Here is a 14,757-nt window from a genome sequence, read left to right on the forward strand (position 1 = left end):
GTATCGGCGTGCTGCCGTTCGTCGTGCAGGAGAAGGTGGTCGTCGGGACCGCCCAGCAGCGAGGAGCCGTGCGATGTCGAAGGTCGTCGCCATCATGTCCATGTCGCTCGACGGCTACGTCGCCGACAGCCACGGGAGCGTGGCCGAGGTGTTCGACTGGTACACGTCGGGCGACGTCGAGCTCCACATGGGGGGCTCGGACCCCATGACGTTCACCGTGTCCGAGCCGAGCGCGGAGCACCTGCGCGGACTCACCTCCGGGCTCGGCGCCATGCTCACCGGTCGACGCACCTTCGACGACGCGCAGGGCTGGGGCGGGAACCACGCGTGGGGACCGGCGTTCGTCGTCACCCACCAGGTCCCCGCCGGCTGGCCGCGACCTGGCTCGACCGTCCACTTCGTGACCGACGGCATCGAGAGTGCCGTGCGCCAGGCCAGAGCGGCCGCCGCCGGGAAGGCCGTCGGGGTGCACGGCGCCGAGACCATCCAGCAGTGCCTGAACGCCGGCCTGCTCGACGAGCTCCAGGTCGACCTCGCGGCGGTGCTGCTGGGCTCCGGCGTTCGACTGTTCGACAACCTCGCCGACGTGCCCGCCCTTCTGGGCAACCCGACGGTGATCGCGGGGGTCGGCGTGACCCACCTGCGCTACCCGGTGCGCGCGGTGGACGTGTGAGTCGCACGCACGCGCGCCGCCGCCCGGCGTGCCTGGATCCGGTGCGCGGACCGTCGGATCGGCGGTAGCAGCTGGAACACGCTCAGCACCGCGAAGACCAACGTGTTCACGCCGACGAACAGGCTCAACGCCTCGAACCACGTCGAGTGGAGCACCGAGGCCGGCAGCGGGTTCCACCGGCTCAGCAGGGGTGCCGCGAGCATCACAGGCAGGACGAGCCCGGCGACCGTGGGCCGTGGGACGTAGTTCCATCCCGACTTCTTCCGGGTCGCGATCTGCACGAGCGACAGCACGAACGTCCACTGCAGGAACAGCGAGTACCCCAGCTCGATCACCAGCGGCATCGCCAGGAGCCGCCCTGGCCACCCTTCCGCCCACGCCGTCACCACACGCTCCAGCAGGAAGATCAGCCCGACCGCGGTCCAGAGCGCCGACCAGCGGAACCCGTCGGCCGCGAGCAGGGCGATGGCCATGAGCAGCAGGTAGGTGTGCAGCGCGATGACCCCGTATGCGAGCCCGACCTGCTGCCACCAGTAGTGGAGGGTGGTGCGCGTGAGCCCGTATGCCGCGATGTTCTCGAGTGCGCCGCGCTGCCACCGGCTGCGCTGCCGGCGCAGGTCCCGCCACGTCGGCATCACCTCCGTGACGACCCGGCACTCCGGCGGTGAGGCCAGCCGCGCCCCGAGCGTCTTCAGCGCGAGGGTGATCTCGTTGTCCTCGGTCATCGCCAGGGTGTCGTAGACGTCCCCGTGCCGGCCGGGGATCAGCGATCCCCTCGCCTCCGAGATGGCGCGCAGCGCGTACGCGCGGATCACCGACGCGGTGCCGGTCAGGACGAACACGCGCCCTTCCCGACGGCGGAGCACCCGCTGGTAGCGCGCGAACTCGTTGCGCTGCATCTGCGCGAGGACCCGACCGCCCTCCTCGCCGGAGAACAGACCGCCGACCGCCATCAGGTCGTGGTCGTCCTCGAGCCGGCCGAGCGCCACCTCCAGGAAGTCCGGCGTGATCGTCGAGTCGGCATCCATCACCAGCACGACGTCCGCAGGCCCCGCGGTCGGCAGCAGACGAGCCAGCACCTGGTTGAGCGCACCGGCCTTGGCCTGCGAGTTGCCGACCGTCTCGACGACCTCGACGCCGCGGTCCCGAGCGATCTGCACGGTTGCGTCGGTGCAGTTGTCCGCGACGACGATGATCCGGTCCGGTGCGCGGGCCTGCCCGAGCAGCGACGTGAGGGTCCGACCGATCACGGCCTGCTCGTCGTGCGCCGGGATCAGGACGGTGCACCGCACCACCAGGCCGGCAGCGTCGGCGTCGGCGGGGATGGCGGAGAGCGGCCAGGCGGGCGGGTCGTCCAGGGCGAGCGCGCGCGTGGCCGCCGCACCGAGGACTCGACGCCTCAGGGCAGCAGTGTTGCGCGGAACCGGCCTCTCGAGCCCGCGACCCCGGTTCAGGACGCGCATCGCGGCGGCCGTCTGCTGGGCTGCCATCGCGACCAGGAACGCCGCGACCGCCAGGCCCACGCCCAGGACGATGATCGGCCGCGGTGCCGTCAGCTCGACGTCCACCGGCAGGATGGCGATCGTGAGCTCGGCGTCCGGGACGATCTTGGGAGCACTCGTCGCCAGGAGCCAGATCGCGCAGCCCAGCAGCAGCGCGGCGGCCAGCGCGAGCGCGGCGGTGACCCAGCCGAGCCGGGCGGCGCGACGGTGCCAGGTCTGCTGTGGTGTCGGGGTCATCGTCGGATCCGTCGCTGGGCCAGCACGGCCGTGACGAGGCCGGTGAGGACGATGATCAGGCCGAGCCAGAGCAGGATCGTGCCCAGACCGGCGAACCCCGCGATCACGAGCGCCACCCCGACGAGCGTGATGATCAGCCACAACGGCATCGAGCGAACCCCCCGCCAGTCGGCCACCACCGCCGTTCGGCAGCCTACCGCCGGGTCTCGGCGGGAGATCCGGCACGTCGAGGCTGCGTCTGCCGTCGGTCGACCAGCACCAGGAGAGCGGGCACGACGACGAGGGCGCCGGCCGCCAGGGTCAACGCGGACCACCCGGCGAGCGCGAGGACCACGGTCGAGGTCAGGGTGCCGGCCGCCGCGGAGACCCACACGACGGCTTCGACCGAGCCCTCCACGTCGGTCCGCTGCTCCGCCGGCAGCCCGACGGCCAGCGACGCGCTGCCGCCGACGAAGCAGAGGTTCCACCCGTAGCCGAGCGCGAACAGACCCACCGCCTGCGGGACCAGGGCGCCGGACGCGGCCACGACCGTCGAGGCCAGCAGCGTGCCGAGGCCCAGCACCATCACCCGTCCCGGGCCCAGACGGTCGACGAGGCGACCCGTGAGCGGTGACAGGACGAACATGCCGAGCGTGTGGGCGGCGAGGACGGCGCCGACGACGTCGAGCCCGTGATGATGCAGGTGGAGCTGGACAGGCACCGACGTCATCACGGCGGCCATCACGACCTGCCCGGTGACCATCACGGCGAGGCCGTCGCGACCGGCCGGTGATCCCAGGACGGTCCGCACGGGCACCCCGCGTCCGGTGCGGGGTCGCCTGGCCGTGCGCAGCCCGCTCACCGCCAGCGCGGCGAGCAGTCCCGCCGGGACGCTGAGCAGGAACGCGCCGGACAGCGCCGGCCGTCCGACGGCCTCCGCGAGGCGCGCGGTGGGGAGCAGGAGCAAGGGGCCGCCCACGGCCCCGACGGTGCCGGCCCAGACGATCAGGCCGATGGCGACGCCGCGTCGTCGAGCGGGCACCAGCTCGGCGGCCGCGTACCGGGACAGCTGCGCGGCGGCGTTCCCCAGGCCGATCAGGAGCATCGCGGCGACGAGCAGCGGGATGTGTCCGAGCGGCACGGCCACCGCACCGGCTGCGGCGCCGAGCGCGCTCGCCAGGTACCCGATCCGCAGGGCGGTCCCGGTGCCCGCGCGGTGGGTGAGCGCGGTGACCAGCAGGGCTCCGAGCCCGGTGCCGACGACCGCTGCGGTGCCGGGCACCCCGCCCCAGGCACGCCCCAGGACGTCGACCGCGACCAGTGCGGCCACGGTGCTGGTCGTCGCGATCACCGCACTGTTCAGGGCGGCACCGGTGAACAGTGCGAGTCGTGCGGTGCCGGGCGTCATGCGATCGACGCTACGAAGTCGCGGCCCGCCCGTGAATGGCCGATGGCAGGCGTTGACGGCGGTTCGCCTCTCGATCGCGAGGCGTTCCGGCGTTACGGTTTTCGGATGAGCAGACCGCTCGACAGCACGGACTGGCGCATCCTCGCCGAGCTCCAGGACGACGGTCGCCTGTCGTTCAACCAGCTCGGCCGCAAGGTCAGTCTGTCCGCGCCCGCGGTCGCCGACCGGGTCCGGCGGCTGGAGGAGGCGGGGGTGATCGCCGGGTACCAGGCCCGGATCGACCCCACGCGTGCGGGTCTCCCCCTGACCGCGTTCATCAAGCTGCGGTGCTCACCCGGGCGGTGCCTGCTGCGGACCACGGCGTCCGACGAGTTCCCCGAGGTCGTCGAGATCCACAAGCTCAGCGGCAGCTCGTGCACCCTCCTGCGGGTGCGCGCCGCGTCGATGCCGCACCTCGAGGAGATCTTCGAGCGCATCGGCAGGCACGGCGAGATCGACACCCAGATCGTGCTCTCCACCCAGTACGAGGGCCGCCCGGTCGCCGAACCGCCCGCGCACACCCGGTCCGCGCAGCCGTCGCCGGGATGGAGCCGCGAGGCCCAGCCGGACGACGCCTGATCCGGAGCTCAGCCCGGGGGGCCGTCAGGCGAGCGACTGGGCCGCGCGTGCGAGCAAGCCTCGCAGGCGGTCGCACTCGGAGCGGTTGGCCTCCAGGTCGGACCGTGCCTTCGCTTGTGCAGCGGCCGGTGCGCGGCTCAGGAATCCTGGGTCGGCAAGTCGCGACGACAGGCGGTCGGTCTGCTCCTGGGCCTGCGCCAGCTGCCGCCCGAGCGAGCGCCTCTGCGCATCGTCGAGCTCCGGGGCCGCGGGCAGGGTCAACGTTCCGCCCCGTCGGCTGATCCTGGTGCTCTCGCCGGGATCCGCGTCGGTGAGTCGGGCGGTGCGGCACAGCGCGGTCCACAGGGCGATGCCGTCGCCGCGTGCCGGCAGCCAGGCCGAGGCGGTGAAGCCCTGCCGGCCGCGGTGGGCGCGTGCGGCATCGCGGAGCTCCCGCAGCTGGGCGCCGGCGGACGCAGCCTTCTCGTCAGGCCGCGTCGACGTCGGGAACGGTTCGCGGTCCATGATCCCGGACCAGCCGAGCTCCTCGGCGAGCTCCTCGGTGAGGAACGGCAGCATCGGGTGCAGGGCCAGGAGCAGCGCGGTCAGCGCGGCGGACAGGGTGGCGATCGCGCCGGCATCGCCGCCGTACAGGTCGTCCTTGCGCGCCTCGAGGTAGAGCCCGGACAGGTCGTCCTCGGCGAGGCGGGTGAGGGCGTCCGCCGCGCGAGCCAGGTCGCCGCCGGCGTAGCCCGCATCCGCCTCGGCCAGGGCCGCGTCCAGACGAGTCAGCAGCCACCGGTCGAGCAGGTGCGTCGGCGCGGGCCGGGCGGCCTGCCATGTGCACCCGAGCCGAGCGGCCAGGCCGGCGATGCTGCGCAGCTTGGTCAGGTACCCCCGGGCACGCGTGAGGTCGTCGAGGCCGAACGGGATGTCCGCGCCGGGGCGAGCCCTGCGGGCCAGCGAGAACCGCAGGGCGTCGGGTCCGTGCTCGGCGATGAGCGGCAGCGGGTCGATGGTGTTGCCGAAGCTCTTGCTCATCTTCTTGCCGTGCTCGTCGCGGACCATGCCGTGGAACAGCATGCGTCGGAACGGGGCCCGACCGGTCAGGTGGGTGCAGAGCAGCATCATCCGCAGCGCCCAGAAGAAGATCAGGTCGTTGCCGGTGATGAGCAGGTCGTTGGGGTAGAACCGGCGCAGGTCGGCGGTGTCGTCGGGCCACCCCAGGGTCGACAGCGGCCACAGCGCCGACGAGAACCAGGTGTCCAAGGTGTCCGGGTCCTGCGTCCACCCGTCGGGGAGCTGATCGTCGGACGCGAAGGCGCGCGCCTCCCCGTCGGGGCCGTACCAGATCGGGATGCGGTGGCCCCACCACAGCTGCCTCGAGATGCACCAGTCGCCGAGGTTGGCCGCCCACCGCAGGTAGTCCCGCCGGGCGTCGGCCGGCTCGATGCTGGTCGCGCCGCTGGTGATCGCGGCGGTGGCCGCCGCGGCCAGGGCGCTGGTGCGCAGGTACCACTGCGGGGTGGAGCGGATCTCCAGCGGCGTGCGGCAGCGGGAGCAGGCCGGCGTGCCGGTCGAGTCGTCCGCCTCGATGTCGGACAGCGTCGTGGCGCATCCGGGACACCACAGGGTCTCGCGTTCGGCACGGTAGATCAGACCCTCGCCGAACAGACGCGTGAACGCCGTCCGGGTGGCCCGGCTCGGTCCGTCATCGAGCGTGAAGGTCAGCCGCCCCCAGTCCGGGCCGGCGCCGAGGTGACGCATCTGGGTGATGATGTCGGCGGTGCACGACCTCTTCCACGCCCACGCGCGGCGCGTGAACTCGTCGCGCCCGATCTCCTCGCGGCTGGTGCCCTCCTCCCGCAGCCGGCGCTCGAGGAGCGCGTTCGTGGCGATCGCGGCGTGGTCGAGGCCGGGGAGCCACAGGGTGTCCGCGCCCGTCATCCGCTGCCGTCGGGCCAGGGTGTCCGAGAGGGTGTGCTCGTAGGCGTGCCCCAGGTGGAGGCCGCCGGTGATGTTCGGCGGGGGCAGGATCATCGCCCACGCCGGTGCGTCGGTGGTGCCGGTCGCGGCGAAGGCGTCGGCGGCTGTCCAGCGTCGATAGCGGTCGCTGGGGGTGGTCGAGGTGGGCATGGTCATGGTCCGTCCGTACGAGTCCTGGAGTCGTCGCTCGAGTCGAGATCTGCTCGACGAGCACAGGAGAGCCCTCGCCAGGTGTCCTACGGACGGCGAGGGCTACGGTACGAGCGCGGGGCGCAGCGAACCCAGGAATCGGGGTGCGCGCGCGGTTGCCATGCCCCTAGTGTGCGCGCTGCGCGCTTCGGCGCACCACACTTCACCCGGGCGGCGGCGATGGGCACGAGGAACTACCTGGTCGAGGGGCTGTCCGGGACGGGCAAGACCACCGTGGCCGACGAGCTGACGCGGCGCGGCCACCAGGTCGTCCACGGGGACCGGGAGCTGGCGTACCAAGGCGACCCGGTGACCGGCGAGCCGACGGAGGGCGGTCGGCACGAGAACCACCTCTGGGACGTGGACAAGGTCCGAGCGCTCGTCGCCGACCGGAGCGAACCGGCCACGTTCTTCTGCGGCGGGTCGAGGAACTTCCCGACGTTCATCGACCTGTTCGACGAGGTGTTCGTCCTCGAGGTCGACCTCGCCACGCTGAACCGGCGGCTCGACGAGCGACCGGACGACGAGTGGGGCGGCGGGAAGCCGACCGAACGCGAGCGCATCGTGCGGTGGCATCTGACGGGCGAGGACGTCCCGAACAGCGGCGTCTCCATCGACGCCACCGCGCCGATCGAGCAGGTCGTCGACGAGATCCTCCGGCGATGCCCGGACGACACAGAGAGCGCGCGCCTCGTCGTCCGGTTCGACGTCGACGACGACGCCCTCTCCCGACTCCACGCGCGAGCGTTCGGTCAGGGGGGATCCGCGCCGGTCGTCCCGTGGGCGAGTCGACTGAGCCGGCACGCGCTCACGTGGGTCGGCGCGTTCGAGGGCGATCGCCCGGTCGGCTTCGTGCACGCGTGCTGGGACGGCGGCGCGCACGCGTTCCTCCTCGACGCCGTGGTCGATCCCGACCGGCAGCGTCGCGGGATCGGTCGGCGACTGGTCGAGGCGCTGGTCGACGAGGTCCGGTCGGCCGGGTGCGAGTGGCTGCACGTCGACCACGAGCCGCACCTGGAGCACTTCTACCGGCAGTGCGGCTTCGCCCCGACGAGCGCGGGGGTCCTGAGGCTTCAGCCGTAGCCGACACCGGGTCAGTGGTGGTGGCCGTGGCGGCCGAGCGTGTGCTCCGGAGTCGCGCCGGGCCGGGTCCACTGCGGCACGGGTCGGCTCGTCGGCCCCCAGCCCGCCGCACCGTCGACGTCCGAGCGCCAGAACCAACCCGGTGCCTGTCCGTCCGTGACGCCCTGCCACGCCTCGCCGCGGCCGCGGGGAGTCAGGTCGAGCAGTCCGAACGACCCGTCGGCGACCTCGACTCCCCGGCCGGTCGTCGAGTAGGTGAGGAACACGCGGTCGTCGGCGCGAAGGAAGCAGGCGAAGGAACCCATGTCGCCGCCGATGGGCGCGTCCACCCCGCGCACGGAGTACCAGGGCTGGATGTAGCCCATGAACGCGACGAACGGCTCCACCTCGTCCCAGCGACCGGCCGTCAAGATGGCGAACGAGACGCCGCGGGCGTTCAGGTAGACGGCGTCGCGGACGTGCCAGGCGGTCAGCGTGCAGCCCTCGCACTGGCCCTGGTGCGGCGCACCGTCGTGCCACATGTGCTTGTAGACCAGGAGCTCGTCGCGCCCCTGGAAGAGGTCCAGCATCGGCACCGGCCCCTCCGGACCGACCACCTCTGCCGACCCGTCGAGCTCCACCATCGGCAGTGCGCGACGGACGGCCGCGAGCGCGTCGCCCGCGCGGGTGTGCGCCTTCTCGCGGACCAGCAGCTCGTCGCGCGCGGCCTGCCAGGTGGCGGCATCGACGACGGGCGGGCGGTGCGGTGTGGTCGCCATGGCGTCCTCCAGGTGTCGACGAGTGTCACCAGGAGAGACTCGCGGCCCGGCCGGAAATCATCGCGGGTTCGTTACCCTCCGCCGGCCATGACCGGTGGGAGGGACGTCGATCTCGGCGTCCAGCAACGGGTCGGGCGACCCCGGCGGGTCGGCGTCGGACACGAGTGCGGTCACACCCTTCACACGCACGGCGGCAGGCAAAGGTTGCCAGGCGGCTCCGACTACCGGGAGGCGTGCGCCCGAGTCACCTCGCGGGGGCGGCCGCCGCGAACAGGGCGAGGCTGCGGCCCCAGGAGCGGGCGTGCTCGAGCTCGTCGGGCAGCAGGCCGCTGCTCCGGCCGCTCACCGTGAAGGACTCGGGCGGGACCACCAGGTGCGCGCCGGCCTTGGTGAGCCGCTTGCCGATCGTGCTCGCGGCGGAACCGGAGAGCCGGCCGGCGACCGCGGTGTCGAAGACGGCGGTCTGCATGCCGGACACCCGACCGACCAGCTGGTCGAGCCACTCGCGGACGCCGTCGCCGCGGGACACGGTCTCGGCCACGTCCCCGCGCGCCGCGTCGCGTGTGCCCGTCGTGGACAGACCGCGCTGATGGGTGGGCGCGCCGATCACGAGCAGCCCCGGCGACGCGCTGAACGACGGGATGACCGCCACCCCCACCTCGTAGACCGTGGTCGGGACGCGCAGGTCGGCCAGCCCGGCCGCGACGGCCTGGGCGATCGCCGCGGTGCTGCCGTACATCGACTCGAACACGAGGAGTGCAGTCATGGACCCCACGGTCCACTGCCTTCGGGCCGTGCTCGCAGGCCTAACGTCCTCACCCGCTCGCGCACCACACGCTCGGCGTCGGGGTCATCGAGACCGCCGCGAAACGTTTGGACGGTTGACCCGCATCTACGCCTGGCAGTCTTCTGGGCCGGTCATGTGAGCGCTCACATCGATCCCGAGGACCCCGCATGCCTCTCGCTCGCCGCACCCGCGCCACCCTGCACCGGCTCGCCCGACTCGCCCTCGCGGTGCTGCTCACCGTCACCGCACTCGTGGCGCCCTCGGTGACCGCGACCGCGGTCGGGGAGGACACGGTCCGCAACCCGCTGCTCGCCGACGGTGCCGACCCGTGGCTGCAGTTCCACGACGGCAACTACTACCTGGCGACGACGACGTGGAGCTCGCAGCTGGTCATGCGCAAGTCCCCGACCCTCGCCGGGCTGCGCACGGCCGCGGCCGTGCACGTGTGGTCCGAGACCGCCGCGGACAGCGGGTTCAACTTCTGGGCACCCGAGTTCCACCGGCTGACCGGCCCCAACGGCACGCGCTGGTACCTCATGTACACGTCGGGCACGAGCGCCAACCTCGACGGTCAGAAGCTCCGCGTGCTCGAGAGCGCCGGCGACGACCCGATGGGCCCGTACGCGGTCAAGGCCACTCCGATGCCGAGCACCTGGAACATCGACGGGTCGTACCTGACCGTCGGCAGCCAGCTGTACCTGCTGTGGTCCGAGTGGCAGGGAGCCGACCAGAGCCTGTGGATCTCCCGGATGACGAACCCGTGGACCGTGACCGGCTCGCGCGTGCTGATCTCGCGGCCGAGCTACAGCTGGGAGACGCAGGGCGGCCGGACCAACGAGGCGCCGGAGGTCATCCAGCGGGGCGGCCGGACGCACGTCGTCTACTCCGCGAGCTCGTGCAACACCCCGGACTACAAGCTCGGCCTGCTCACCCTGACCGGGAGCGACCCGATGGCCGCGTCGTCGTGGACCAAGCGCTCCACGCCGGTCTTCCAGAAGGGCAACGGCGTCTACGGACCGGGGCACAACGGCTTCTTCCGCTCGCCGGACGGGACGCAGGACTGGCTCGTCTACCACGCCAACGCGACGAGCAGCCAGGGCTGCGGCAGCACCCGCTCGACCCGCGTGCAGCCCTTCACGTGGGCCTCGGACGGCTCACCGAGCTTCGGGACGCCCGCGTCGACGACGACCGACCTCACCGTCCCGTCCGGCGAGAAGGGCCCGATCACCGCGGCCGTCGAGGGCGCGGCGTACACGCTGGTCAACCGGAGCACGGGCCGCTGCGCCGGCGTGGCGGCCAGCTCCGGGGCGGACGGCGCCGACGTCGCCCAGTACGGGTGCGACGCCACATCCAGCCGCTGGGTGCTCGACCCGACTGCCGACGGCTACTACCGCCTGGTCAACAAGGCCAGCAACAGGGTGGTCGACGTCGCCGGCTGCGGCACCGCGGACGGCACGGACGTGCGGCAGTGGGCGTGGCTGGACAACGCCTGCCAGCAGTGGCAGGTCACGCCGACGTCCGACGGCTGGTCGCGGCTGACCAACCGGGCGAGCGGCAAGGTCCTGGACCTCGCCGACTGCGGCACGGCGGACGCGACGAACATCCGCATCTGGTCCTCGAACGGCTCGGCGTGCCAGCAGTGGCGGCTGGCACCCACCGGCACCGTCGCCGTGGTGAGCAGCCAGAGCGGCAAGGTGCTGGACGTCGCCGACTGCTCGACCGCTGCGGGCACGTCGGTGCGGTCCTGGGCCTGGAACGGGGCGGCGTGCCAGCGGTGGACGTTCGCGCACACCGACAACGGGTACTACCGCGTCCAGCCGACGTCGTCGTCGGGCAGCTGCCTGCTGGTGGCGTCCGGGTCCACGGCCGACGGCGCCGCGCTCACGCAGGGCTCGTGCTCGGCGACGGGGAGCCAGTGGCGGATCGAGCCGCTGGCCGACGGCTCGGTGCGGCTCGTCGCACGGCACAGCGGGAAGGTGCTCGACCTGGCCGGCTGCGGGCTGGCCACCGGTAACGCGCTCGTGCAGTGGTCGTGGCTGGACAACCTCTGCCAGCGGTTCACGTTGCGCGCGCCCTGACGGGCGGGCGATCCCGCCGACGGCCTCATCACGGCCCAGCATGGCCCCTGTCCTGCGGTCAGGGTCGAACCAGGGCCTGACCAGGGGGTTCACTGATCCCGGACGCGTCGTGATGAGCGGATGATCGTCACCATGACGAATGAACAGAGGACCCCCATCGCGAGCGCCCGCGGGCTCGTGAAGACGTATGGCAAGGGCGACACGGCGGTGCACGCCCTCGCGGGGGTCGACGTCGACTTCGGTCGCGGCCAGATGACCGCGATCATGGGCCCGTCCGGCTCCGGGAAGTCGACGCTCATGCACTGCATGGCCGGACTCGACCGCACGGACGCCGGGACGGTCGTCGTGGACGGGCTCGAGGTCAGCGGCATGAACGAGCGCAAGCTGACCAAGCTGCGCCGCGACCGCCTCGGGTTCATCTTCCAGGCGTTCAACCTGGTGCCCACCCTGACGGCGCTGGAGAACATCACGTTGCCGCTGGACATCGCGCGCCGGCCCGTCGACAAGGCGCACCTCGCCGAGGTCGTGGAGGCCGTCGGGCTGGCGGACCGGCTGAGCCACAAGCCGTCGGAGCTGTCGGGCGGGCAGCAGCAGCGCGTCGCGTGCGCGCGGGCCCTGGTGTCCCGGCCCGCCGTCGTGTTCGCCGACGAGCCCACCGGCAACCTCGACTCCACGTCGTCGGCGGAGGTGCTGGGGTTCCTGCGTCGGTCCGTGGACGAGCTCGGGCAGTCCGTGGTCATGGTCACGCACGACCCGACCGCCGCGTCCTACGCGCACCGCGTGCTGTTCCTGGCTGACGGGCGCGTGGTCGGCGAGCTCGCCGACCCGACGCCCGAGTCGGTCCTCGCCGCGCTCGCGGCCCTCCGCCCGGCTCGGCAGGGTGGGTCCGCCCTGCTCGCGCAGACCGTGGGTGTGTGATGGGACGCGTCGCACTGCGCGGCATCCGCGCGCACCTGGTGCGGTTCCTGCTGTCCGTGCTCGCCGTCGCGCTGGGTGTCGCGTTCGTCGCGGGCACGTTCGCGCTGCGGACCATGCTCTCCGGCACGTTCGACGGGATCGTCGACGCCGCCGCCCCCGGCGACGTCTACGTGCGCGTGCAGCAGGCCGAGGGCTCCTCGGTCGTCACGGGCACGGCCAACGCCACGGGCGAGAGCGTGCCGCGGGACCTCGTCGAGGAGATCGCGGCCGTCGACGGGGTCGCCCACGCGGTCCCCGGCGTCTCGGGGCCGATCGTGCTGGTCGGCGCGGACGGGACCGCCGTGCAGAGCACGCAGGCACCGTCCTTCGCCCTGATGTACGTGCCCGACGACCCGTCGCTCGACGTGGTCGAGGGGCGCGGCCCGCAGCGGCCCGGCGAGGTCGCCCTGGAGTCGGCCACGCTGGAGTCGTCCGGCCTCGCGGTCGGCGACACCACCGACGCCGTGCTCGGCGGCGAGGTCACCCAGGTCGAGGTCGTCGGCCGCGTCGACCTCGGTGGGCCGATGGCGGGCGCGACGATCGTGCTCGTCGACGCGCAGACCGGCCAGGACGTGCTCGCCCCCGAGGGCGGGGTCAACGACATCGCGGTGTATGCCGCGGACGGCACGTCCGTCGCGCAGCTCGTCGACCGGATCTCCCCGCTCGCCCCCGACGGCCTGGAGGTCGTCGCGGGGGACGCGCTGCGCGCCGAGAACAAGACCGAGATCGCCAGCCAGCTCGGCTTCATCACGACGTTCCTGCTGGTCTTCGCGGCGATCGCCCTGTTCGTCGGGGCGTTCATCATCTCCAACACGTTCGCGATGTCGGTGCGGCAGCGGATGCGCGAGCTCGCGCTGCTGCGGGCCGTCGGGGCGTCGCCGGTGCAGGTGTTCTCCTCGGTGCTCGTGCAGGCCGCGGTCGTGGGCCTGCTCGGGTCGGCGCTGGGCATCGCGGGTGGCGTCGGGCTCGTCTCGGCGCTGCGGGTCGGGCTCGGCACCGTCGGGATGGACCTCGTGGGGACCATCCCGCTCGACGTGACGACCGTCGTCGTCTCGCTCGTGGTCGGCACGGTCGTCAGCGTCCTCGCGGCCGCGCTCCCCGCGCGGCGGGCGGCACTCGTGCCCCCCGTCGAGGCGATGCGCGACGACGTCGCGACCCCAGAGAAGTCGCTGCGCTGGCGCGCGCTCGGTGGGCTCGTCGTCACGGGTGCCGGCGTCGCCTCGCTGGTGGTCGCGCTGCTGCGGCCGGAGGCGGACTCCGCGGAGCTCTGGCTCGGCAGCGGTGCGGCTGCGGTGCTCGTGGGGGTGCTCATGCTCTCGCCGGTGGTGGCGCGGTCGGCCGTCGGGGTCCTCGCCTGGCCGTTCGTGCGGCTGCTGCGTCCCGTCGGACGGCTGGCCCGCGGCAACGTGGTGCGCAACCCGCGCCGGACCGCCAACACGGCCGGAGCCCTGATGATCGGCATGGCGCTGGTCGGTGCGGTGTCGGTGATCGCCGTGACCGCGCAGCAGTCCGTCGCGGGCGTGGTCGAGGCGCAGACGAACGCCGACGTCGTGGTGCGGTCCGCGACCCAGGTGATCCCGGCCGGCGCGGTGGACGACGTCGTCGCGCTGCCGGAGGCGGGTCGCGCGGACCCGATCGCGTTCGCCCCGCTCGGGGTGGCGGTCGGCGACGCGACGCCCGAGGTGCAGTACGTGATCGGCCTGGACTCCGGGACGCTGGGCGGCTCGGTCGAGGTCGACGTGGTCGACGGCTCGCTCGACGGGCTCGGTGCCGGCGAGGTCGCCGTCCTGGAGTCCGCCGCCGAGGAGCACGGCTGGGGCGTCGGCGACACGCTCAGGGTCAGCGGCACGGGAGGCCCGCAGGACCTCGCCGTCACGGCGGTCTTCACGACGAACATCCTCGGCTCGCCGCTCGTCGTCGACCGCGGGGTGCTCGACGGCCTGCTGCCGCGCGAGCAGCAGATGGTCGACACGATCCTCGTGTCGGCGGCCGCCGGGGTGAGCACGGCGCAGCTGCAGGACGCGGTCGCTGAGACCGTCGCGCCGTACATCGTGGTCTCCGTCCTCACGCGTGAGGAGTTCGTGTCGAGCCTGGCCGACCAGGTGAACCAGGTGCTGGTCATCCTCTACGCGCTGCTCGGCCTGTCGGTCGTCATCGCGGTGCTCGGCATCGTCAACACGCTCGCCCTGTCCGTGATCGAGCGGACGCGGGAGATCGGGCTGCTCCGGGCCGTCGGCCTCGGGCGCCTGCAGCTCGCGGGGACGGTGACCATCGAGTCGGTGCTGACCGCGGTGTTCGGCACGGTGCTGGGGCTGGTGGTGGGCGTGGCGCTCGCGTCGACCCTGCCGACCCTCTTCGCGGACGAGGGCCTGTCGACGCTGGTCATCCCGTGGGGGAGCCTCGCCGGGATGCTCGTGCTCGCCGTGGTGGTCGGGGTGCTCGCCGCGGTGTGGCCCGGCTCGCGGGCCGCCCGCATGAAGGTGCTCGACGCGGTCGCGTACGAGTGAGGTCCCGCCGAGGGCG

Annotated in this window: 12 protein-coding genes; 6 read left to right on the forward strand and 6 right to left on the reverse strand. The window is 72.9% G+C overall.

All coding sequences use genetic code 11. The annotated features are described in order from the left end of the window. Positions 1–73 precede the first annotated feature (73 nt). Positions 74–673 (forward strand): dihydrofolate reductase family protein, encoded by a 600-nt coding sequence (locus tag HP550_RS17750; protein WP_175349009.1) that lies wholly within the window; start codon positions 74–76, stop codon positions 671–673. Here the strand turns inward: HP550_RS17750 and HP550_RS17755 are convergent. The 3 genes from HP550_RS17755 to HP550_RS17765 are packed head-to-tail and all read right to left on the reverse strand — an operon-like array spanning position 646 to position 3,799. Next, positions 646–2,412, reverse strand: a complete 1,767-nt coding sequence (locus HP550_RS17755; RefSeq protein WP_175349010.1) for a glycosyltransferase family 2 protein — start codon at positions 2,410–2,412, stop codon at positions 646–648. The two genes, HP550_RS17750 and HP550_RS17755, sit on opposite strands and share 28 nt — an antisense overlap. Then, positions 2,409–2,561 (reverse strand): hypothetical protein, encoded by a 153-nt coding sequence (locus tag HP550_RS17760; RefSeq protein ID WP_175349011.1) that lies wholly within the window; start codon positions 2,559–2,561, stop codon positions 2,409–2,411. The genes HP550_RS17755 and HP550_RS17760 overlap by 4 nt, the downstream gene beginning before the upstream one ends. A 44-nt stretch (positions 2,562–2,605) precedes the next feature. Beyond that, complete coding sequence (locus HP550_RS17765) at positions 2,606–3,799, reverse strand: MFS transporter (RefSeq protein WP_175349012.1); 1,194 nt, start codon at positions 3,797–3,799, stop codon at positions 2,606–2,608. A gap of 105 nt (positions 3,800–3,904) precedes the next feature. Here HP550_RS17765 and HP550_RS17770 point away from each other — a divergent pair, with 105 nt between their 5' ends. Continuing rightward, on the forward strand, positions 3,905–4,417 hold the full coding sequence (locus HP550_RS17770; protein ID WP_175349013.1) for an Lrp/AsnC family transcriptional regulator: 513 nt from the start codon (positions 3,905–3,907) through the stop codon (positions 4,415–4,417). A gap of 24 nt (positions 4,418–4,441) precedes the next feature. Here HP550_RS17770 and HP550_RS17775 read toward each other — a convergent pair whose 3' ends face one another. Next, positions 4,442–6,538 (reverse strand): class I tRNA ligase family protein, encoded by a 2,097-nt coding sequence (locus HP550_RS17775; RefSeq protein ID WP_175349014.1) that lies wholly within the window; start codon positions 6,536–6,538, stop codon positions 4,442–4,444. 165 nt (positions 6,539–6,703) lie between these two features. Here HP550_RS17775 and HP550_RS22480 point away from each other — a divergent pair, with 165 nt between their 5' ends. Beyond that, the gene (locus HP550_RS22480) at positions 6,704–7,654 is read left to right on the forward strand and encodes a GNAT family N-acetyltransferase (RefSeq protein WP_343048248.1); all 951 of its coding nucleotides are present in this window, start codon (positions 6,704–6,706) and stop codon (positions 7,652–7,654) included. Between the two features lie 11 nt (positions 7,655–7,665). Here HP550_RS22480 and HP550_RS17790 read toward each other — a convergent pair whose 3' ends face one another. Beyond that, positions 7,666–8,412: a DUF899 family protein gene (locus HP550_RS17790; protein WP_175349015.1), complete on the reverse strand. Its 747-nt coding sequence runs from the start codon at positions 8,410–8,412 to the stop codon at positions 7,666–7,668. 244 nt (positions 8,413–8,656) lie between these two features. Beyond that, positions 8,657–9,178, reverse strand: coding sequence for a flavodoxin family protein (locus tag HP550_RS17795; protein ID WP_175349016.1), 522 nt, complete (start codon positions 9,176–9,178; stop codon positions 8,657–8,659). Between the two features lie 188 nt (positions 9,179–9,366). Here HP550_RS17795 and HP550_RS17800 point away from each other — a divergent pair, with 188 nt between their 5' ends. The 3 genes from HP550_RS17800 (at position 9,367) to HP550_RS17810 (ending at position 14,741) form a co-directional block, all read left to right on the forward strand. Continuing rightward, positions 9,367–11,277 carry an RICIN domain-containing protein gene (locus HP550_RS17800; protein WP_175349017.1) on the forward strand — a complete coding sequence of 637 codons (1,911 nt, stop codon included), beginning with the start codon at positions 9,367–9,369 and terminating at the stop codon, positions 11,275–11,277. 132 nt (positions 11,278–11,409) lie between these two features. After that, positions 11,410–12,195 (forward strand): ABC transporter ATP-binding protein, encoded by a 786-nt coding sequence (locus tag HP550_RS17805; protein WP_175349018.1) that lies wholly within the window; start codon positions 11,410–11,412, stop codon positions 12,193–12,195. Beyond that, positions 12,195–14,741, forward strand: a complete 2,547-nt coding sequence (locus HP550_RS17810) for an ABC transporter permease (RefSeq protein WP_175349019.1) — start codon at positions 12,195–12,197, stop codon at positions 14,739–14,741. The genes HP550_RS17805 and HP550_RS17810 overlap by 1 nt, the downstream gene beginning before the upstream one ends. Positions 14,742–14,757: the final 16 nt, after the last annotated feature.

The sequence above is a fragment of the Cellulomonas humilata genome (assembly GCF_013359775.1).
In the GTDB taxonomy this organism is placed as follows: Bacteria; Actinomycetota; Actinomycetes; order Actinomycetales; family Cellulomonadaceae; genus Cellulomonas; species Cellulomonas humilata.